At 49.1% G+C, this 20,798-nt stretch carries 21 protein-coding genes and 1 tRNA gene; 8 read left to right on the top strand and 14 right to left on the bottom strand.

Features of this window, described 5'->3' with window-relative positions; genetic code table 11:
- Positions 1 to 36: 36 nt before the first annotated feature.
- The 5 genes from I8U21_RS11090 to I8U21_RS11075 all read right to left on the bottom strand — a co-directional run bounded on the left by I8U21_RS11090 (position 37) and on the right by I8U21_RS11075 (position 2,950).
- A complete protein-coding gene (locus tag I8U21_RS11090) occupies positions 37 to 813 on the bottom strand; it encodes a cytochrome c oxidase assembly protein (protein ID WP_198053918.1) in 777 nt (258 codons plus the stop codon).
- Complete coding sequence (locus I8U21_RS11085; RefSeq protein ID WP_232337629.1) at positions 810 to 1,295, bottom strand: DUF2243 domain-containing protein; 486 nt, start codon at positions 1,293 to 1,295, stop codon at positions 810 to 812. Before I8U21_RS11085 ends, I8U21_RS11090 begins: the two co-directional genes overlap by 4 nt.
- Before the next feature lie 186 nt (positions 1,296 to 1,481).
- On the bottom strand, positions 1,482 to 1,604 hold the full coding sequence (locus I8U21_RS15200; RefSeq protein WP_255516964.1) for a hypothetical protein: 123 nt from the start codon (positions 1,602 to 1,604) through the stop codon (positions 1,482 to 1,484).
- Between the two features lie 166 nt (positions 1,605 to 1,770).
- Positions 1,771 to 2,523, bottom strand: coding sequence for a hypothetical protein (locus I8U21_RS11080; protein ID WP_198053917.1), 753 nt, complete (start codon positions 2,521 to 2,523; stop codon positions 1,771 to 1,773).
- 351 nt (positions 2,524 to 2,874) lie between these two features.
- Positions 2,875 to 2,950, bottom strand: a tRNA-Ala gene (locus I8U21_RS11075).
- Between the two features lie 178 nt (positions 2,951 to 3,128).
- On the opposite strand from I8U21_RS11075, the gene I8U21_RS11070 reads away from it, so the two are divergent.
- Complete coding sequence (locus I8U21_RS11070; RefSeq protein WP_181731461.1) at positions 3,129 to 3,905, top strand: GNAT family N-acetyltransferase; 777 nt, start codon at positions 3,129 to 3,131, stop codon at positions 3,903 to 3,905.
- A gap of 156 nt (positions 3,906 to 4,061) precedes the next feature.
- Here the strand turns inward: I8U21_RS11070 and I8U21_RS11065 are convergent, their stop codons facing one another.
- Positions 4,062 to 4,763, bottom strand: coding sequence for a hypothetical protein (locus I8U21_RS11065; protein WP_198053916.1), 702 nt, complete (start codon positions 4,761 to 4,763; stop codon positions 4,062 to 4,064).
- 184 nt (positions 4,764 to 4,947) lie between these two features.
- On the opposite strand from I8U21_RS11065, the gene I8U21_RS11060 reads away from it, so the two are divergent.
- Both I8U21_RS11060 and I8U21_RS11055 read left to right on the top strand, forming a co-directional pair.
- Positions 4,948 to 5,631: a futalosine hydrolase gene (locus tag I8U21_RS11060; RefSeq protein WP_198053915.1), complete on the top strand. Its 684-nt coding sequence runs from the start codon at positions 4,948 to 4,950 to the stop codon at positions 5,629 to 5,631.
- Positions 5,628 to 6,452, top strand: coding sequence for a 1,4-dihydroxy-6-naphtoate synthase (locus I8U21_RS11055; RefSeq protein WP_037993148.1), 825 nt, complete (start codon positions 5,628 to 5,630; stop codon positions 6,450 to 6,452). Before I8U21_RS11060 ends, I8U21_RS11055 begins: the two co-directional genes overlap by 4 nt.
- 53 nt (positions 6,453 to 6,505) lie before the next feature.
- Here the strand turns inward: I8U21_RS11055 and I8U21_RS11050 are convergent, their stop codons facing one another.
- The 7 genes from I8U21_RS11050 to I8U21_RS11020 form a co-directional block, all read right to left on the bottom strand.
- On the bottom strand, positions 6,506 to 7,039 hold the full coding sequence (locus I8U21_RS11050; protein WP_198053914.1) for a hypothetical protein: 534 nt from the start codon (positions 7,037 to 7,039) through the stop codon (positions 6,506 to 6,508).
- A gap of 50 nt (positions 7,040 to 7,089) precedes the next feature.
- Positions 7,090 to 7,836, bottom strand: a complete 747-nt coding sequence (locus I8U21_RS11045) for an amidase domain-containing protein (RefSeq protein WP_037993145.1) — start codon at positions 7,834 to 7,836, stop codon at positions 7,090 to 7,092.
- Between the two features lie 149 nt (positions 7,837 to 7,985).
- On the bottom strand, positions 7,986 to 8,549 hold the full coding sequence (locus tag I8U21_RS11040) for an NUDIX hydrolase (protein ID WP_198053913.1): 564 nt from the start codon (positions 8,547 to 8,549) through the stop codon (positions 7,986 to 7,988).
- A gap of 103 nt (positions 8,550 to 8,652) precedes the next feature.
- Positions 8,653 to 9,363: a LutC/YkgG family protein gene (locus I8U21_RS11035; RefSeq protein WP_062843253.1), complete on the bottom strand. Its 711-nt coding sequence runs from the start codon at positions 9,361 to 9,363 to the stop codon at positions 8,653 to 8,655.
- A complete protein-coding gene (locus I8U21_RS11030; protein WP_198053912.1) occupies positions 9,344 to 10,783 on the bottom strand; it encodes a LutB/LldF family L-lactate oxidation iron-sulfur protein in 1,440 nt (479 codons plus the stop codon). The genes I8U21_RS11035 and I8U21_RS11030 overlap by 20 nt, the downstream gene beginning before the upstream one ends.
- 12 nt (positions 10,784 to 10,795) lie before the next feature.
- Positions 10,796 to 11,512, bottom strand: a complete 717-nt coding sequence (locus tag I8U21_RS11025) for a (Fe-S)-binding protein (RefSeq protein ID WP_037993225.1) — start codon at positions 11,510 to 11,512, stop codon at positions 10,796 to 10,798.
- Between the two features lie 18 nt (positions 11,513 to 11,530).
- Complete coding sequence (locus I8U21_RS11020; RefSeq protein WP_037993141.1) at positions 11,531 to 12,271, bottom strand: FadR/GntR family transcriptional regulator; 741 nt, start codon at positions 12,269 to 12,271, stop codon at positions 11,531 to 11,533.
- Between the two features lie 364 nt (positions 12,272 to 12,635).
- Between I8U21_RS11020 and I8U21_RS11015 the strand changes: the two genes are divergently transcribed.
- The 5 genes from I8U21_RS11015 to I8U21_RS10995 all read left to right on the top strand — a co-directional run bounded on the left by I8U21_RS11015 (position 12,636) and on the right by I8U21_RS10995 (position 18,870).
- The gene (locus I8U21_RS11015; protein ID WP_181731467.1) at positions 12,636 to 13,739 is read left to right on the top strand and encodes an SDR family NAD(P)-dependent oxidoreductase; all 1,104 of its coding nucleotides are present in this window, start codon (positions 12,636 to 12,638) and stop codon (positions 13,737 to 13,739) included.
- An 85-nt stretch (positions 13,740 to 13,824) separates the two neighbouring features.
- Positions 13,825 to 14,727, top strand: a complete 903-nt coding sequence (locus I8U21_RS11010; protein WP_198053911.1) for an aldo/keto reductase — start codon at positions 13,825 to 13,827, stop codon at positions 14,725 to 14,727.
- 152 nt (positions 14,728 to 14,879) lie between these two features.
- Entirely contained in the window at positions 14,880 to 16,064 is a 1,185-nt protein-coding gene (gene megL, locus I8U21_RS11005) for a methionine gamma-lyase (RefSeq protein ID WP_198053910.1), read from the top strand.
- 60 nt (positions 16,065 to 16,124) lie between these two features.
- Positions 16,125 to 17,687, top strand: a complete 1,563-nt coding sequence (locus tag I8U21_RS11000) for a sigma 54-interacting transcriptional regulator (RefSeq protein ID WP_198053909.1) — start codon at positions 16,125 to 16,127, stop codon at positions 17,685 to 17,687.
- Between the two features lie 109 nt (positions 17,688 to 17,796).
- Positions 17,797 to 18,870, top strand: a complete 1,074-nt coding sequence (locus I8U21_RS10995; RefSeq protein ID WP_181731470.1) for an undecaprenyldiphospho-muramoylpentapeptide beta-N-acetylglucosaminyltransferase — start codon at positions 17,797 to 17,799, stop codon at positions 18,868 to 18,870.
- A 52-nt stretch (positions 18,871 to 18,922) separates the two neighbouring features.
- Here the strand turns inward: I8U21_RS10995 and I8U21_RS10990 are convergent, their stop codons facing one another.
- On the bottom strand, positions 18,923 to 20,785 hold the full coding sequence (locus tag I8U21_RS10990) for a PTS fructose transporter subunit IIABC (RefSeq protein WP_181731471.1): 1,863 nt from the start codon (positions 20,783 to 20,785) through the stop codon (positions 18,923 to 18,925).
- Between the last annotated feature and the right edge of the window lie 13 nt (positions 20,786 to 20,798).

The following is a 20,798-nucleotide window of genomic DNA, read 5'->3' as shown; positions in this document are numbered from 1 at the left end:
GGCTTTGCTTTGTTTAAGGGTGGATTAGGGTTTTATTTATGGTTTCAAAGCCTGACGGGCGGGAAGCGGTTTTCGTGGTTGCAGGGTTTGATACCCCTTCCGGCAGAGGACGATGATGATCACCAAGTCAATCACATCGCCCCCGTAGTACATCATCATGCCTCCGGCTTCTGCTTGACCCGTCGGAATTTCGCCAGGCGGACGGGCATAGATGAATTTGGCCAGAATTTGATGCGCGGCAAGGGAGAGAACCAGGACAGCAGCCCGGAACGAAAAACGGTACCGGTCAGGGGAAGGCTCCAACTGCAAGAGGGAGGCGGTGTATACATAGCCGGCCAAAAAAATGTGAAGGTGGATCAAAAGATGCAAAAACGCATGTTGATGCATCATTTCCCAGAGGCGGGTGGTGTATAACACCCACATCCCGCCGACATTGAGGAGGGAAGCAGTGACCGGATGGTGGATGGTCCGGACATACCGGGTTTTTAAGAAACGGACAAGCCTCCGGGCGTTTTGGACACTCAGGGTGCAAAGAATGAGGGTGAGCGGGCGGGACAAGTGAATCAAAAGCGGGGACAGCATGCCCAGGATTAAATGGGTTCCCATATGAAACCGAAAATCGGCATGCGCCAGATGGGCCAAGGGTCCGGTCACCGAAACGACAGCCAAAACAACCCCCAGAATTCCAAAAAAGGAACGGGATCGGGGGCATGCCTTCCCCCGGCGGCGGGAATGGACGAAGGCACCATACAGATAGACAAATAATCCCGTCCCGAACGGAAGGATGAACAGCAGGGTATAAACAGGATTCATGCTTCCCGCTCCTTCCGTTTCTTTTGTGAGCGGATGACCAGAAAGCCGGCGATGATCATGATCACGGCAAGCAAATTCCAAACCAGATCATAGATCAACACATTTTCCACATAACGAATCTGATGAATCCGCATCCACTTGTGCTGAATGATTCCGTCGTACAATTGAAACAGACCGGCTCCCAGCACAACGCTTCCCCACCATCTCTTTTTCCGCCAGGCATGGCGCCGGCGAAGATCGGCCAGCAAGAACAATGACCAGACCGTCGCAAACCAGCTGAAGGCATGAAACAGCCCGTCGGAGACAAGCCCGATGCTGCGGGTGGCCCGGTCATAAAAATGATGCCAGTGCAAAAGTTGGTGAAAGACTGCCTCATCGAGAAAAGCAATCAATCCGATGCCAAACAACAACCCGGACCAGAAATTGCGCTTCCAAAAAACCGAATCCATGGATTCACGGGATAACGGACGACTTGTATCCATACGGATGCTCCTTCTTCTTTCGGGAATTTCGCAATTTATCCTCTAGGTTATCCCATGTGTATCCAAAGCAAACTTCTGAAGGATAATCAGGGTTGTCCACAATGTAATCTCTGATTTTCATTTATCTTCCGGTTATGGAACTGAGAGAGGAAATCGACGGTTTAACCAGCTTTCAGGGGGGGCCGTTCAGGATTTATTTTTGTTGACACAGATCAGCAAAACCCTGATGGCAAGGGTTAACAAGGAGATTGCCAAAATCCCGATTCCCAGTCCGATCAGCGTGAGAGAGGTGATTTTAATTTCAAACAACGGATCGCACCCCACTTTCCTCTTTTGATGAAATATTTCATCATAATAAAATTATGCCGAATCTTTGATGGTTAAAATATAAAAAGATAAAGTCCCCCGAAAAAAATTGAAACATTTGGGGGACTGGATCATGGAATGAAACGTTTCAGCAGGCTGTTTTTGTTTTCTAATAAACGAGGTGTTTAAATTTTATGTTCTTGTCGTCCAAATAACTCTCCACTTTATACCGGATCTGATGCAATAAATCAGTCTTATCCACCTTTATATCAAACAAGTTCTCCCCGTAAAAACGCACAAAAATCTTACCGTCATTCAAATCCTCCACGTGATTTTCTCCGATTTCCCGGACAATCGTTTCCACAATGACTTCCCTGGGTAAGTGAGTTTCCAAAAGATCCAATAACTCTTGCCACTCTGGATGAGGTTCCAAAGAGGCCCGATAGTCATAGATTTTTTCCGGACGGTAAAGAAAATAGATATTTCCCATAAAACCAGCCCGCAAGTCGCCTAACCACAGTTCTTGAATCTCCCTGATCCGGGAAATGTCTTTCATCACCTGGATAAAATGACCGGTTAACGCTGGATTCTCCTTGAAATATTTCCCGCCATCATACTCGGAAATTGACAGGACCGAATCACTGATAAACATGCGGTGAACATATGGCTCCTCCTGTACCATTGGATTAAAAAAAACGACGTTAAAAGCGTCAAAGTTCTTTAACCGGGTCCCGGCGAGATGGATGAATTCAGATGAATATTTAATATCTCTTGCAATATCCCCCACCTTGTAATTGGTGATGGCTTTGATTCCTTCCCAATGCTTTAATAGTTTTTCACATATTTTGATTGCCGTGTTCCAATATCCATCCACCAGATATCTTCCCCAACCGGTATAAGCCAGGAAAGTTTTTTGATCCATCGGTCAGCTCCTCTTGCAATCAATGTCTCACTTTCCGAAAGTATGAAAAAAGAAAGGGGAAAAGCAAGTCATTCCCTCTTTATCTCTTGAAAGAACAGGAATCAAACTCTCAGCGTTGAATCAGAAAAAAGATTTTTGGTCCTGATTTTTTCTGTTTGTCCTTCAAGGAAATTAATGAATGAATAAATATGGCCGGAATCGCATCCGAATGCAAACCCTGAAAGACCTGAAATTTGTTTGGTTCCAATCAAAAGAATCCTTCGATTGTTCTATTTCCGGGCAAAGGGAGATATTTTTTGATGGCGTAGATAAATATATAAAAAACCCCCGGAACATCCGAGGGTTTTCCTTTGGTGGAGCATAGCGGGCTCGAACCGCTGACCTCTACACTGCCAGTGTAGCGCTCTCCCAGCTGAGCTAATGCCCCGTGTTTTTCAGTTACATATTGTATTATAATCACCGGATAGCATTTTTGCAAGAAGAAAATTAAATTTTTTTCGTGGGATTGTTTGTGAAAATTCTGTTCATTTTATGATATACTCTGCCATATCTGAAAAACAACAAGAGAAAAAATACCCCGACGGGGTGAAAAAGGCGGGAGGAACATGATTCGCAGGTTGACGGAAAAGGATCATGAAGCATGCATGAAGCTTTTGATGCCGAAAGCGGCGGAAAACTTGTTTATTCTCGGCGATATTGAGGCATACGGTTATGATCAGGCGTTCCAAAAGGTGTGGGGCGATTTTGATGATCATGGAAACTTGCGTGCGGTTCTTTTGAAATATTACCAAAATTACATCCCTTATGCGCCCGGTGATGATTTTGACCACGAAGGGTTGGCCAAGGTGATGGTTTCAGATCCGGAATTTCAAAACCTCAATGGCTTGGAGGATGTGGTTTCTTTTCTTATTCCGTGGATCGCTTCCAAGCCGTCTCAAATCCGGAAACTTTATTACGCCAAGTGCCGCGCGTTAAAGGAGTCTCAAGTAAATTGGCCGGTGAAAAAAGCAGGCGTTGAGGATGTCGGGAGAATCATGGAGTTATACCGGCACTTTTCATTCAGTAACAATCCGGAATCCATCAAAAGAAACATGGAAAAAGGTGTAGCCCGGACTTATTACATCGAAGTGGACGGACAGATGGTTTCTTCAGCTTCCAGTACGGCGGAAAATACGCTTTCTGCCATGGTGGTCGGGGTTTGCACTGTAAAAGAGCATCAAAAGAAGGGGATGGCTTCCGCCTGTCTGGTCCGGCTGTGCCAAGATCTGCTTCAAGAGGGAAAGGAACTTTGTTTGTTTTATGATAACCCGGATGCCGGGAGAATATATGAACGTTTGGGATTTGTCCCGATCGGCCGGTGGATGATGGTTTCGTTTCAGTAAGTCCCGGCCAGGAGCCAAGGATGGATGGGATCTGAAAGATTCTGCTTCAGGAAGTGATCAATGAAATGTTCCCATATGTTGAATGTTGATGCCGGAAGGCTCTGAAGTCACAATGAACCCGGGGCTGTTGACGCTGTTGTCAACAGCCTGACGGACTTAAAACCACAAGGCCCCTGCGGAAAGTGCCAGAGACAGCAAAAACAGAATGGAAAAAAGAATTGTTTGCTGCTTCGATTTTTGTTGCCACATTTCTTCTTTTTCCAAGATGACTTTGTTCAATTGGGCCAGGTTTTCGGACCATTTCTTTTGTTCAGCCTCAATGGTTTCTTTTAAGTTCTTCAATTTGTGATCCAGGTCTTCTTTTTTCTCTTCGTATTCTTTTTGCCGTTGGTCCAGGGATTCCAATATTTTTTTGGCATGTTCATCCAACTGTTTCTGCTTTTCTTCTTGTTTTTCATTTGCCCAATCGGTGAATTTTTCTTTATGCTGATCCAGTGCCGCGGCCATCTGTTTTTCGATTTCCTCTTGGATTTCCCCGGTTTTTTGGTGCAGCTGTCCGATTAAATCTTCTATGTTTTTCCGCTGTTGGCGGATATAAGCGCAGGTTTCCTGATCATCCTTCTGGATGGATTTTTGGATCAGCTGTACATCCCGGTACGTTTCATTCAGTTTTTGTGAGATCATGACAGCCGATTGGTTGATCGTCGTGGCTTGTTTCAGCTTCTGGTCGATCTGGCGAAACGAGGATATTTCCCGCTTGATTCTTTCAATTTGGTGATACATGTTTCCGAGTTCTTCGTAAATCTCTTGCAAAGCTTCGCCTGTGTTATTCGCGGAAAATCGGTTGAAAAAGCCCATATCACTCTCTCCTAGCTGTGGGTTGCATAATCTCAAGTCACCAATACTATTCATCATATCAATAATTTAAATGAATCCATAATCATTTATTTGTGAATCATTTATAAAATCTTTAAAGAACGTCCGTCTATCAAGGATATGGTATGATGGAAAAACAGACAAGTGTTGAAGAAGGAGATTGAAAATGAAGCCAAAGCCGAGAACATACAAGGAGGACGGTTCCAAGCGCCGGGTGCTGGTGGTGACCTCGGTACAAGCCGAACGGGAAGCTGTTTTACGGGGGCTCAAGCAGACCGGAGGGATCGATGTCTTGGTGGTCGGAGTGGGACTGGCCCAAGCAGCTGCCTCCACAGCCATGGTCTTGTCCTCCGCTTCTTATGATTTGGTGATCAATGCCGGCATTGCCGGAGGGTTTCCGGGAAAGACGGACATTGGTTCGCTGGTGCTTTCCAGTGAAATCATTGCCGCCGACTTGGGGGCGGAAACCGCGGAAGGTTTTTGCCCTTTGGATCAGTTGGAACTGGGTATCTCCCGGATTGCGGCAGATGCGGAATTTGTCCGTTGGATGGAACAAGCTTTGCAACATCAAGGGATATCCGTTACGACCGGACGTATCTTGACAGTGTCCACCGTCACCGGGACACAAGAAACGGCAGAGGAGCTGATCCGGCGTGTTCCGGAAGCGGCGGCGGAAGGGATGGAAGGTTTCGGCGTGGCCACCGCGGCCCGGTTGCAAGGCGTGCCGGTGCTTGAAATGCGGGCCGTGTCCAATTTTGTCGGCCCGCGAAACCGGGCAGCCTGGCGGATTAATGAAGCCTTGCAAACTTTGGAAAAAGCAAGCAGTGTTTTGACGGAGGTGGTACGATGAAAATCGCTTTTTCCCCTTGTCCCAATGATACATTTGTGTTCCATGCCTGGGTGCATGGATTGGTGCCCGGAGCGCCCAAGCTGGATGTGACTTATGCCGATATTGATATCACCAACCATCTGGCGACACGGCCGGATGGGCCGGATGTTTTAAAAATCTCATCCGCCGCTTTGCCGTGGGTTTTGTCCGACTATGCGCTTCTTCCCTGTGGCGGAGCGATGGGAAGGGGATGCGGGCCGCTCATCCTGACCAAGGATGCTTCCAAAGAAACGGACTTGAGCGGCAAACGCGTTGCCGTGCCCAGTGAACGCTCCACCGCTTATCTGTTGTTCCGTCTCTGGACCGCCCGGCATGTATCAGGAGACTTGGATATCCAGGTGGTTCCTTTTGACAAAATCATGCCGGCTGTCCGGGAAGGTACCTTTGATGCCGGATTGGTGATCCATGAAGCCCGTTTCACCTATCCGTCTTATGGACTTCATTTGTTGGCGGATCTCGGGGAATGGTGGGAAGAGGACACCGGCTTGCCGATTCCGCTCGGTTCCATCATTGCCCGCCGCACCCTTGATGTGAAGTCCATTGCCGAATGGACACGCGCTTCGGTCGAATATGCATGGAACCATCCGGAAGCATCCCGGGAATATGTGATGCAGCATGCCCAGGAAATGGATCCGGAAGTGGCCAAGAAACATATTGACCTTTATGTCAACGACTTTACCGCCGACCTCGGCGAAGAAGGGTATAGCGCGATTTATGCATTGCTCAGCCGGGCTGCCAAAGAAGGAATTGTTCCGGAAATCAAGCCCGAAATGTTGCGTTGAAATCCCAAAAGCAAAAAACGGATGGTTTCAGGCCATCCGTTTTTTTGTTCTTTTTAATTTTTCTTTAATGGACCGACCGTAACCGATTCATCCCCAAACGGGATGGACCATACTTCCCGACCGCCGGTGATGGTAAATCGATCCTTGCTTACCATATTTAAGATTTCCTGATCCGAAAGGGAAGGGGCTGTTTTGATAATAGCCGTCAGATAAGTGGTGTACGATTCTCCTGATGGGATGTTCCGAGGAAACCATAATTGCTTTTCACTGACCACAAGCAGTTTCTTTGTATCTTCGGAGAAAAGTGGTTGAACTCTGTGGTAGACACTGTCAGCGAGCGGGGAAGTGTTTTTGATCTCAAAAGTATAGGTGACTTTTTTGTAATCATCGATATGGTTGATGATTTTTTCTTTCTCTGTTTGATTTAATCCATACATGTTAAGAGAATCTTTGCTTCGCACGGATTTTTTTAAAGGATCCACTTCTACTTGTTTTAATTCCACTTCCATCACATGGCTTACGGCATACTGATAAAAGACAATAAAAGCGACGATGAAGAATATGATTGAAAGGATGGTAATCACCATAGGTCTTCTCCTGAAAAAATGCATAAAAAACCTCCTGTTTTTTCGAGAAATTATTTGACTTCAATCTGATCTTTCATTTTTACAATATGTAACTTATAATTGGGGGCTATGTTAGCGCCAACCTCAGCATTGAATTGATCATATGTGTGCCCTGAATAGAGCAAATGTCCTTGTTGATTCACGCCTGTAATCATAGTTGCGTGGTCAATTTTACCATCACCTTCAAAATCCCAGTAAAGTAAGTCTCCTGGTTTGATACCACCGCTTTTTTCAGCCTGGATCAAATCTTCCATTGTGGAGATTTCAATTGTTTCCTCAGAAAAACCGTTCTTTTTATTGGAAAAGTAACGGTATTGATCATCGGCAACGGCCCATTTGGGTGAGAAGTAATCAACAACGCGATTTAAAATGGGTATTTTGCGGATAAAACTGCCTTTTTTATAATACCATTCGTCGTTCATAGGGAGTCCGCCTGCATGCAGAAGTTGGGAGACAAAGTTGGCGCAATCTCCTCCACGGTTACTTCCGTGACTATCCATTCTTTCGAAATCCGGATTGAATTTCCCTTGGTTATCCGGGTCACTCCATTTTTTGGCATATTGGATGGCTTTGTCCCGGTCATAAACGATGAATTTTGTAAATTCGTCTTCGATGTGCGGAACATCAAACGTGCCGCCATTCGGATCTGCAAAAGCTTCATGGTAACCAAAGATCATGATGGATAACAGCAGTAAAAGAATGACAATATAATACTTTTTCCTGCTCATGCTAATCATTACGGAAAACCATCTACTCAAGTTATGTTCTCCGTAGTTGGTCACCTCTCTTCTTACGCTATAAGCATATAAAAAATGAAATCCTGATGAATCGGGGATAAATCAGAATAGATTATACAAAAGCCACAATAAAGACGAAATGATTGTACAAAATAAAAAATTATTTATTTTTAATCCAAGGTTTCAACCAGTTCATGCAGACGGTCCGCCAGCCGGCGCATGGGCATTTGTTTTAACGTCAGCCAAGCGTGACCGGTGACTTCTTCTTCCTGAATGATGACCTTTGCGGAAGGTTGCAAACGGAAGGCAAACCGGAAATCGGCGTGCCAGTGCGGAGGTTCGCCTTTTTCGGGATTTTCGGGGATCTCGTGCAAATCAATGTCAACGGGAACATTTGGGGGCAGGACGGGTTGAAGTTGTTCCGGAGAGATGCCGGTTTCTTCACAGGCTTCCCGCAAGCTGGCTTCAATCAGTGAACGATCTTTCTTTTCACAATGTCCACCCGGAAGAAGCCAGGCGTTCAAGGTTTTATGCCTGATATGCAGAACTCTTTTTTGTTCATCCATGATGACGGCACTTGTTGTGACGTGACCGGGAAAAGTGGCGCGGGAAGTGATGTCCCGGGAATGATGAAGCAAATCCATGAGCGGGTGGAGGGATTGCATGCCGGAGACGGAAAACCGGTTGGCATAAGCAGCAATGGACCGGGTGATTTCTGAATGCAAAATGGTCACCGGGATTCTCTCCTTTCCTTTTGAGGGTCACATGAAACGTTCTCCAATCCGGCTTGAAAACCTTCCGGATCAGGAAATTACAAAAGGGCATCGATGGATGCCCTTAAACGATGATATAAAACGCTTTTAAGGGGCCGTGGACCCCGACGACCAGGTTCATCTCAATATCTGCCGAGTTGCTGGGACCGGATATGAAATGGATGCTGGAGGGCGGGGTTTGGCCGTTTTCAATGGCTTGGTTGATGGCGTGGACGGCTTGGGTCATCCGCGGGACGATGGTGTCTTTCGGAATGATGGCGATGTAATTCTCCGGCAGATAATTTAAAGCCCGGCCTTGATCATCCCGGGTTTGAAGAACCACGGTCCCGGATTCTGCCAAGGCATGGTCGCAGAAGACCACGCCGAATTTGGCTGACGCGGCCTGCCGGATGTTTTCTTCCTTTTTCCCTTCTTGCCATCGGTAAACGGAAATCCCCTGACCGGGCCAGGTTTCATGAAGCAGCTCATGGAGCCCGTATTCTTGAAAGCGCGGATCCCCGGAGATGACCACCGGGCCGCCGCCGTTTTCCGATACCAGCTTTTTCAGCGTTACCGGCAGTTGTTCCCTTGTGGTTTCCATGACGGTTGTGTGGATGTTCCGGCATTGTTTTTTAAATATTTCCAGCAGTTGCTCTCTGCTTGCGCCTTTTAAAGTTTCCCGGTGAACTTCTGTTTTCCATTCCGGACGGGGGACCGGATCCGTCCTTTGTTTCCGTCCCAGCTTTCGGGCAATGTTTTTTAAAAAAGGGTCCCGGTTATGAATCGTTCCTTGCATCCGCTTTCCCTCTTTTCTGTTCCTGTTGATACCAATCACGAAAGCGCTCTTTGGCGGGGGCCGGAAATTCGCGGGATGCCATCCACTGCTTCAACGGGCCGACGCCTTTTTTGAATTTTGCACCGGCTGTAAGTGGACGGGTTGCCGCAGAGGCCATTTTGGATCCCCACTGATACAAAGTGCCGGAAGAAGCGCCCATTTCAAACATTTTCATGGCCAATTTCTCGGCCAGCGGGGCACGCCCTTCTTGTTCCACAATCACTTGCCGGTGTTTGATCAACAGTTCATGCAGGGGGATTTTTACCGGACATGCTTCGGTGCATGCCCCGCACAAACTGGAAGCGTAAGGCAATTCCTGAAAGTCTTCGTACCCGGCCAACAGAGGGGTTAAAACCGCCCCGACCGGCCCGGGATAGACCGATCCGTATGAAAGGCCGCCGATGTGGCGATAGACCGGGCAAACATTGATGCACGCCCCGCAGCGGATACATTGGAGGATGGAGCGGAACTCGGAGCCTAAAATCTTTGACCGGCCGTTGTCGACGATCACCAGGTGAAATTCTTCCGGCCCTTCGCTTTCCCCTGGCGGTTTGGGGCCGGCCACGGTGATATAGCTGGTTAACTTTTGCCCCACACTGCTCCGGCAAAGCAGGCTGACCAGAATATCCAGCTCTTCCATGGTCGGGACAATCCGTTCCATTCCCATTACGGCGATGTGGGTGTCCGGGATGGAAATGGCCAGGTCGGCATTTCCCTCATTGGTGACAAGACAGATGGAGCCGGTGTTGGCCACCGCAAAATTGCACCCGGTGATGCCGATGTCCGCTTCCATAAATTTTTCGCGCAAAATCTGCCGGACAAATTTGGTCATTTCATACGGGTCGTCCGATTGGTCATAGCCGAGTTTGTTTTGAAAGGTTTCGCGAATTTGTGTTTTGTTTTTGTGAAGCGCGGGAGCGACGATATGAGAAGGAACATCGTCGTTGATTTGCAAAATGTATTCCCCGAGATCGCTTTCCACCACTTCACAACCCGCTTGTTCAAGCGCCGGGTTCAAATGGATTTCCTCGGTCACCATGGATTTGGATTTGACGATTGTTTTGGCCTTTTTTTGCCTGGCCACGTTTTGGATGTATTGCACGGCTTCTTCCGCGGTTTGGGCGAAAAAGACATGGCCGCCCAGCTTGGCGACGTTTTCGCTGAGTTGCATCAGATAATGATCGAGGTTTTCCAGCGTGTGCTTGCGGATTTGCTCGCCCAAAAGCCGCCATTCTTCCCAGTTTCCCAATTCATTGGCGGCAGAAAGGCGCCGGTCTTGCAATCGTTCTTGGGCCGAGGCAACCGCCTGCCGCATCGTGGCATTTTCCAATCCTTGTTGTACCCGGTGGTCAAATGGATCTTCACTGATTTTAATTGCCATTGTGATCTCTCCTTAACGGCTGTTTAAAACTTCCGCGATATGCATCACTTGAACGGGATGCCCCAGGCGTTCGAGCCGCCCCTTGATATTCATCAGGCATCCGCAATCCGCCCCGATCAGGTAGTCGGCTTTGGTTTGCAGGATGTTGTTGACTTTCTCATCGACCATTTCCGTGGAGACGGGGCTCATTTTCACGGAAAACGTGCCTCCGAAGCCGCAGCAATTTCGCGCTTGGGGGAGCGGTTCAAGCTGCAATCCCCTGACATTGGAAAGAAGCGTGAAAGGTGCGTCTTTCACACCCAGCAGACGGGTCATGTGGCAAGACGAATGATATGTGGCTCTTCCGTCCAGCCGGGCTCCCGTGTCCGTGATCCCGAGAACATCCACAAGAAAGCGGGTCAGCTCGTACGTTTTGGAGGCCAACTGTTCAGCGCCCTCTTTCCACTTGGGATCGTCTTGAAAAAGACGCGGATATTCTTTGAACATGGTGGCGCAGGAGCCGGAAGGAGTCACGATGTATTCCGCATGTTCAAAGGCTTGAATCATGTTTTTGGCTGCACTTTTCGCTTCCCGGACATAACCGCTGTTATAAGCCGGCTGTCCGCAGCATACTTGTTTTTCCGGAAATTCCACATCACAACCCAGGTGGTTCAGCAATTCAACAGTGGCCTTTCCGACATTCGGATAAAACATATCCACCAAACAAGTAACAAACAATGATACTTTCACCATCATCACCTGCCCGGTTCATCGCATGTTTTTTTGTTTTTTGCGGTTGGCAAACAATTTTTGCTCCACATTCGCCAAATGCGTGAACATGGATTTTTCCGCTTCCCCGGCATGTTGGGCGGCAATGGCTTCATAAATCTTCTGATGTTCCTGAAGCAATTGATCCGGGTAACCGGGAATCAAAAACAATTGTTGGCGGCTTTCTTTCAATGATCTGGACAAGATGCCGTAAATGGATTCCATCATCCATTCCAACACCGGATTGTGGCTGGCACGGGCAATGGCATAATGAAAAGCCAGGTCCGCCTCATCCCCGAGTTCGCCTTCAGCCGCCGCGTTTTTCATGTCGGAAAGCGACTTTTCCATGGCTTTTAAATCCTCCCCGGATCTCCTTTCGGCAGCGTACCGGGCCATGCCGGTTTCAACGACTTTGCGTGCTTCCAGAAGGGAAAGGAGATCTTGGCGGGTCACCGGTTGAAAGGGTTTAAATTCAGACAAAACTTTTTTGGGGTCCAGCCGGGTGACGAAAGTCCCTTCTCCATGGCGAATCGTCACCAGTCCCATGGTTTTGAGCGAGCTGACCGCTTCCCGGATGGTCGATTGGCCCACTCCGATTTGTTCGCTCAATTCCCGGAAGGAAGGCAAGCGCTCGCCCGGTTGGTAGGTGCCGTTTAAAATGTGTTCTTTTAACAAGTCTGCCACTTCTTCATAGGATTTACGCACTTTCAAAGCAGATCTCATCTTCATTTTCTTTTCCATTTTTCACCTCATAAGGTCATCTGATGACCGGATGATTAAAAATGATCGTGTGCCATTCATGCAACGATGACAATGTTTTGATTGTTGCAGATTCATGTTTTTAAACGGTAATCCCTGGCCGGCACCTTCAGACCGGTATGAAAAGAAAATCCCCCGAAGGGGGGATCCCTGCGAGCAGGATGGAACCTGCAATTCCAGCGGGAAAGGCTGGCGTTTTCATTTAAACTATCGCAGGGCACAGGAAGGATTGGTTACCTTCATCTCCTGCGTGGGGCAGGCGCTTTCATTAAGCGACTGTGTGAAAAAATTTTATCATGTGATATGATTTTTTGTAAATATAAAATATTTAAATGGTGAGAGTTGAATGACGAATCCGCATCAACCGGCTCAGAGAGAAAAGAAACCAAAGTGTTACATATGCAAACAACGGATGGATTCCTCCCATCCCCGTTATCCCAAATTGTGTGTGGAATGCGGAAATTTGAACGAACAGAAACGCCTTGCCCGCCATGATTTGACTTCTTATGTCGCGTTGGTGACAGGCGGCAGGGTGAAAATCGGGTATCATACGGCATTGCGCCTGTTGCGCGAAGGCGCCCGGGTGATTGTCACCACACGGTTTCCTTATGATGCCATCCGGCGATACTTTCAGGAGCCGGATTGGGAAGACTGGAAAGACCGGATTCACGTATACGGGTTGGATTTTCGGCGGATTGACCTCGTGGAGGCATTTGCTTTTTCTTTGAACAAGCAATTTCCCTATATTGACATCATTGTCAATAACGCAGCCCAGACGGTCCGGCTTCCGGATGAAGCGTACCAGGCCCTGTTGCAAAAAGAAAGGGAATGGAAAACGAAATGGTTGGGTTCCGGCGAAGAGCGGGGAAGGGAGTTGCCGGTTTATGCATTTGCGCAAGGGACGGAACCGGATGATGAGAAAAATCTTCTCCTGCCCGTGGCCAGCCCGTCCCGGCATCCGGCGAATCTTTCTCCATTTGTCAGCAATGCCTGGATTGCCAAACCGGATCAGATCTCATTGACGGAAATGCTGGAAGTTCAACTGGTGAATGTCACGGCGCCCTTTTTGATCAGCACCCGGTTGAAACCGGCCATGCTGAGAAGTCCCCATCTGAACCGCTTTATCATCAATGTTTCTTCCAAGGAAGGGATCTTTCGGACCAAACGCAAAGGGCGCTACCATGTCCATACCAATATGGCCAAGGCTTCGCTGAATATGATGACATTGACGATGGCCAAAGATTACAAGCGGGATCGCATTTTTGTCAACAGTGTTGATCCGGGATGGGTGTCCAATCAACTCCCGGCCAAAATCCGGGAACCCATTCCACCTCCGTTGGACTGCGAAGATGCCGCGGCCCGGATTTGTGACCCGGTTTATCTGGGGATGGATGCTAAAAAACCGCCCAATGGACAGTTTTTCAAAGATTATCGCCCGGTGGACTGGTGATTTTCCTCATTCGGGTTTCGCAGAGGGCAGAGGATGGAGATGCCAACCAACTGTTTCAATCTTGTGGACAGAAAGGGGATATAAGATGGAAAGAAAAGTGACCATCGGGAAAACCGGTCTCACCGTCCATCCCATTGGTTTGGGGACCAATAAGGTCGGCAGCCAGGCGGGAAAAGAAGTGGTCCAAGCAGCCATTGAAAACGGGATCAATTTTTTGGACACCGCTTATCTGTACGGCCCCGAAAGGTCGGAAGAGCTGATCGGGGAAGTGGTGAAAGAAAGCGGCAAACGGACAAATGTGGTGATTGCCACCAAAATCGGCCCCAAATTTGTGAACAATCAGGTGGTGGCAGACAACACCCCGTCTTTTTTGAAACAGGAAGCCGAAAAAAGCTTGAAGCGTTTAAAAACCGATTACATCGACATTCTCTATATTCATATGCCGGATCAGGATACGCCCAAAGAAGAGGCGGTCGGGGCGTTGCAGGAACTGAAGGAAGAAGGGAAGATCCGCGCCATCGGCGTATCCAATTTTTCTCTTGAACAGCTGAAAGAGGCCAATCAGGACAGATATGTGGATGTGTATCAGGGAGAATACAATCTGTTGAACCGGCAAGCAGAACGTACCCTGTTCCCTTATCTCCGTGAGCATCAGATTTCCTTTGTTCCGTATTTTCCGCTGGCTTCCGGACTTTTGACCGGAAAATATGATGAAACGTCAGCCATTCAGGGATACCGGGCCAATCTGCCCTATTTTCAAGGAGAAGCCTACCGCGAGAGTCTGGAAAAAGTGGAGAAATTAAAAGCGATGGCCAAATCCAAAGGGGTCAATACAGCCAATTTGGCGTTAGCCTGGTGTTTGCACCGGAAAGAAGTGGATGCGATCATCCCGGGGGCAAGAAACCCGGAACAGATGCTTTCGAATTTGAAAACCCTGGACGTGACCTTGACAGAGGAAGACATCAAGCAATTGGATGCAATCTTTTAATTTGGAGTGCCGGTAAGTGGCAACCCATCTTTCCATTGTTGAAAGACAGGTTGCCATTTTCTTATGGAACCGGGCGGAAAAACTCCATCGCACCGTTTGGCACGGATTTTGCAATTGTTTTGCAATGAATGACGGATAAGGGAGGAACCAGGATGGAAAAGAACAAATGGGGTTTTTCCACCCAAGCGATTCATGCCGGGATACGTCACGGGGAAATGGAAGGATCGTTGGCACCGCCCATTTTTCAAACTTCGACGTTTGTGTTTCCCTCGGCGGAAACCGGCGGGAACCGTTTTGCCGGACGGGAGGACGGATTTATTTATACCCGGCTGGGCAACCCGACGGTCCGCCTGTTGGAAGAGAAAGTGGCTGTGTTGGAAAAAGCGGAAACGGCGTTGGCTTTTTCATCCGGGATGGGAGCGGTTGCCTCGGTTTTGTTGGGGATTTTGAAGGCCGGGGATCATGTGGTTTGTTCCAAAGGCTTGTACGGATGCACGTACAGTCTGTTTCATTGGTTGCAGGAGCGGTTTCAAATCCGTTTTTCCATGTGTTCCATGATGGAAGAAGCCGTATTGGAAAAGGCGATTCGTCCCGAAACCCGTTGTTTTTATATTGAAACCCCCATGAATCCCACCCTTGAGCTGGTGAATCTGGAGTTGGTTTCAACCGTGGCCCGCAGGCACGGAATTGTGACCATTGTGGACAATACCCTGATGTCTCCGTATTTGCAGCGTCCGTTGGAATGGGGCTGTGACATTGTGCTGCACAGCGCCACCAAATATATCGGCGGTCACGGGGATGTGATTGCCGGGATTGCGGCGGGCCCCCGCCATCTGCTGGAAAACGTGAAAAAAACCACCTTGAAAGATTTGGGGGCGATTTTGTCGCCGATGGACGCCTACCTTTTGATCTGGGGATTGAAAACATTGGAGGTGCGCATGGACCGCCATTGTGAAAACGCGGGGAAGATCGCACATTTTTTGGCGGAACACCCCAAAGTGAAACAGGTATTTTACCCGGGACTTTCTTCTTTCCCTCAGGTTGAATTGGCAAAAAAACAAATGCGAAAGCCCGGCGGAGTCATCAGCTTTGAGATGAAGGGCGGATATAAAGCCGCCGTCCGGTTGCTGAATCATGTTTCGCTCTGTCAATTAGCCGTCAGTCTGGGGGAAACGGATACACTGATCCAGCATCCGGCTTCGATGACCCATGCGGTGGTTCCGCGGGAGGAGCGGCTGAAAATGGGCATTTCCGACGGCATGATCCGCCTGTCCGCGGGGATTGAAAACGCAGAGGACATTTTGGCTGATCTCGAGGAAGCTCTTTCATTTGTGTGATCGATCTTCCTCTTTCCTTCCGCTAAGATAAAAGTAAGAGGGACGGGAAGGAGGAAACGAATGAAAACGATCGCCCTCTGCATTAAAACCATTGACCGGGTGGGCATGACGCATGAGGTGATTTCCTGTCTGTTGGCCGATCATGTCGACATTGAGCGGATGGAGGTGGAATCGGGAAGCATTCATCTGAAAATCCGGTCGGTTCCTTCCGGGGTGTTTAAAAAGTTGACGGAACGGATCAGGCAAATCCCCGGGGTGAAGGAATTGGAACCGGTTCAAATTCTTCCGTCCGAGATGCGTGAAGGACAAATGAACACCATTTTGGAAACGGTTTCTGAAGGAATGATCCTAGTGGACGCCCGGTTGAAAATTCAGGCGATGAACCGGGCGACGGCCGAAATTCTGCGCCTTTTTCCGGGAGATTGGGAAGAAGAGGATCTTCCCGGACTTTGGGGAACGGACCCGGAATGTTTACGGACATATTTGCAGTCGGGGAAAGAGCAGATGAATGTCCCGGTGACCATCTGCCGAGGTCCGGACATGATTCAAGTACTGGCCAGTTTTATTCCGGTCCGTTCCGGCGGAAAACGGCAGTCCGGCTTGGTGATCGTCATTCGCGACATGAATCAGGTCCGCCAATTGCTGCGGTCTGTCAACCGGAAGGGAATGGTTCAGTTTCAGGACATTATCCATCAAAGCGAAACGATGAAAAGATGCGTGGAAACGGCCAAAAAGGTGGCGCAAATGGAAGCGACCGTTTTGTTACAGGGGGAAAGCGGAACGGGAAAAGAATTGTTTGCGCGGGCCATTCATTTTGAAAGCCGGCGGGCAAACGGCCCTTTTATTTCCATCAATTGTGCCGCCGTTCCGGAGTCGTTAATGGAAAGCGAATGGTTCGGCTATGAGGAGGGAGCGTTCACCGGAGCGGGGAAAGGCGGAAAAAAAGGATTGATGGAATTGGCGCAGGACGGGACGCTGTTTTTGGATGAAATCGGTGAGCTTCCGCTCAATCTGCAAGCCAAATTATTGAGGGTTTTGGAAGAGAGGGAATTGAGGCGGGTCGGCGGAAACCGGTGGATTCCTCTTCGCGTGCGGATCATTGCCGCCACCAACCGGGATTTGGCGGATCTGGTGCGCCGGGGCCGGTTCCGCAAAGACTTGTATTACCGCCTCCATGTGATTCCGGTCACCATTCCCCCGTTAAGGGAACGCAGAGAAGACATCCCGCTTCTGGCAACTCATTTTCTCCGGAAATTTTGCGCCCGGTCCCGCCGTCCGCTTCTTTCCCTTTCCTCCCAGTCTCTCCTTCGCCTGCAGGCACACTCCTGGCCCGGGAATGTCCGGGAACTGCAAAATGTGATGGAGCGGAGCGTTTATCTTTGCCCGGAAGAAGAAACCGAATTAAAAGAAGTTTATCTGAGCGATGTGTTGGATACGGATTTCGCTTTTCCCCGGCGCAGTTTGAAAGAACATCTCGCACAGTATGAAAAGGAACTGGTGCAGGCCGGGATCCGGCGGTTCAAAAGCATACGGAAAACCGCCCGCCATCTGGGGGTGAGCCATACCACCGTTTTGAACAAGATGAAGAAGTATGGAATTTCCAAAAAATACATTTTTTGTTGAAATCAGGGATGGATTGGTTACATCTTTCATACATTGTTCAATGCAACAGGAAAAAAAGCTGTTAAAATAACGTTGTCGCTGAAAACACTGTTAGAAAGGGAAACGACAGATGAATAAAACCATTTTGTTTACAGGTGGCGGAACCGCCGGCCACGTCATGGTCAACTTGGCACTGATTCCTAAATTTTTGGAAGATGGCTGGAAAGTGATTTATATCGGTTCCAAAGACGGAATAGAAAAACAATTGGTTGCCGAACTGAACGATGTGGAATATTACAGTGTTTCAACCGGAAAACTGCGCCGTTACTTCGATTGGAACAACTTTAAAGATCCTTTTAAAGTCCTGAAAGGGGTTTTTGAAGCATACCGGTTGATTCGCCGCCATAAACCGAGTTTGATCTTCTCCAAGGGAGGATTCGTGTCGGTTCCGGTGGTGCTGGGAGGATGGTTGAACCGGGTGCCTGCCATCATTCACGAATCGGACATGACGCCCGGTCTGGCCAACAAGATTGCCACTCCGTTTGCCACAAAAGTTTGCACTACGTTTCCGGAAACGGCCAAACATTTCTCCAAAGAGAAAGGAAAATATGTCGGCGCCATCATCCGGGAAGAATTGAAACACGGGGATCCCGCACGGGGAAGGGAATTGTGCGGATTCACCAGAGAAAAGCCGGTGATCCTGGTTATGGGCGGAAGCTTGGGATCACGCATTATAAACGAAGTGGTCCGCAACAACCTGGATACGCTTTTAAAGCGGTTTCAAATCGTTCATCTTTGCGGGAAAGGGCAAGTGGATGAGTCGATTCAAAAACCCGGCTATTGCCAGTTTGAGTATTTGTCCGGCGAGTTGCCCCATGTCTTGAACATGGCCGATTTTGTCGTCTCACGTGCCGGATCCAACGCCATTTTTGAATTCTTGTCGCTGAAAAAACCGATGCTTTTGATCCCGTTATCCAGAGCTGCCAGCCGCGGGGACCAAATCCTGAATGCGCGTTCTTTTGAAAAAATGGGCTATGCGGAAGTTTTGATGGAAGAAGATTTGACCGATGAAAGTTTCCTGCAACATCTGGAGCATCTCGTGGAAAATCAGGAAGCCTACCGCGAGAAAATGAGTCAAAATTCTCCCGAGCAAAACATGCAAGAAGTGATCCAATTAATCAAATTGACTGCCAAACCGATGTGATAAGAAAAGGTCTCGTTCCCGTTGTCACCGGAGGGAAGAGACCTTTTCAAGTTTAACGGATGTTCTTTTTGAAGAAGCCGATCAGGATGGCCGTGACGAGCGAACCGGCCAGGATGGCGAGAAGATACAAAAGCGGTTGGTTGACCAAAGGAATGACAAAAATTCCGCCATGCGGAGCCGGCAAGGTGATGCCGAACATCATGGTGACGGCACCGGCCACGGCTGATCCCACGATGCAGGAAGTCAGGACCCGCAGGGGATCGGCAGCGGCAAACGGAATCGCCCCTTCGGTGATGAAGGAAGCGCCCATCACGTAATTGGTCAACCCGGATTTGCGTTCCTCGTCGGTGAACTTGTTTTTGAAGAAAGTGGTTGCCAACGCAATGCCGAGCGGCGGAACCATTCCCCCGGCCATGACGGCGGCGTGGGGGGCGAGGTTGCCGGCTTCGATGGCAGCGATGCCGAAGGTGAAAGCGGCTTTGTTTACCGGGCCGCCCATGTCGACTGCCATCATGCCGCCCAGGATCAATCCGAGGATGACGGCATTGGCGCCGCTCATCCCGTTCAGCCAGTCTGTCAGCCATTGGTTCAGTGCGGCGACGGGGGTATTGATCACCGTCACCATCAACACCCCGGTGATCAGGATGCCGAAAACCGGGTAAAGCAACACTGGTTTAATTCCTTCCAAACTGTCCGGCAAAACGGAAAAAGCTTTTTTCAACAAAAGGACAACATAACCGGCAAGAAAACCGGCAATCAGTCCGCCCAAAAACCCGGCTCCCGCGCTGGCGGCCAAATAGCCTCCGACCACCCCGGGGGCAAATCCGGGACGGTCCGCCAGACTGCTGGCGATAAATCCGGCCAAAATCGGAACCAGGAAATGAAACGCTCCTTCGTCCCCTCCGATTTTCATCAACAGTTCTGCCACAGGGCCTTTGGCATCAATGCCTCCAAAAACAAAAGACAACGCAATGAAGATGCCGCCGCCCACCACAAAAGGCAGCATATTGCTGACCCCGTTCATTAAATGCTTGTAAAAACCGAAGGAAGAAGGCGCTTTCTTTTCTGCACCTTTTGCCTCTTGATGTCCCTGATAGACCGGGGCGTCCTGTTGCAAGGCACGCCGGATGAGGGTTTCGGCCTTGTGAATGCCGTCGGCCACCGGAACCTGAATCACGTGTTTGCCATGGAAGCGATCCATTTCCACTTGCTTGTCCGCGGCGACGATGATGGCCGTGGCCCGTTTGATTTCGCTTTCGGTCAAACGGTTTTTCACTCCGGTTGAACCGTTGGTTTCCACCTTGAGGGAAACGCCCATTTCTTTCGCTTTGGCGGACAAGGCATCGGCTGCCATGTAGGTGTGGGCGATGCCGGTGGGGCAAGCAGTGACTGCCAGGATCAAAGCTTCTTCGTCACCGGATTCTTTTTCATTTTCCTTTTCTTCTGTATCCTCCTGCCTTTCCGCTTCCTGGAGGCGGACGATGTCCAGCAGATCTTCTTCGGTTTCGGCCTCGAGCAAGCGTTTTCGAAAATCATCATTCATCAGCAACGTGGACAAGCGGGACAATGTTTCCAAATGGGTCTCGTTGGCTCCTTCCGGAGCGGCAATCATGAAGAACAAACGGGCCGGTTTGCCGTCCAATGATTCATAGTCGATCCCGGAACGACTGCGGCCAAAACCAATCGCCGGTGTCCGGACCGCTTTGGTTTTGGCATGGGGAATCGCGATTCCCTCGCCGATGCCGGTGGATCCTTGCGATTCCCGTTCGAGGATGGCTTCTTTAAACAGATTCCGGTCGGACAAAACCCCGGCTTGGTCCAGCTTGTCCACCAGCTCGTCAATCACGGCGGATTTGGTGGTTGCGCCGAGTTCCATCACAATCGTTTCTTTGGTTAACAAATCAGTGATCTTCATTGGGTTTGCACCT

The sequence above is a fragment of the Thermoactinomyces sp. CICC 23799 genome (genome assembly GCF_016055145.1).
Taxonomy (GTDB): domain Bacteria; phylum Bacillota; class Bacilli; order Thermoactinomycetales; family Thermoactinomycetaceae; genus Thermoactinomyces; species Thermoactinomyces intermedius.
This window is presented reverse-complemented; position numbering and strand designations above follow the sequence as displayed.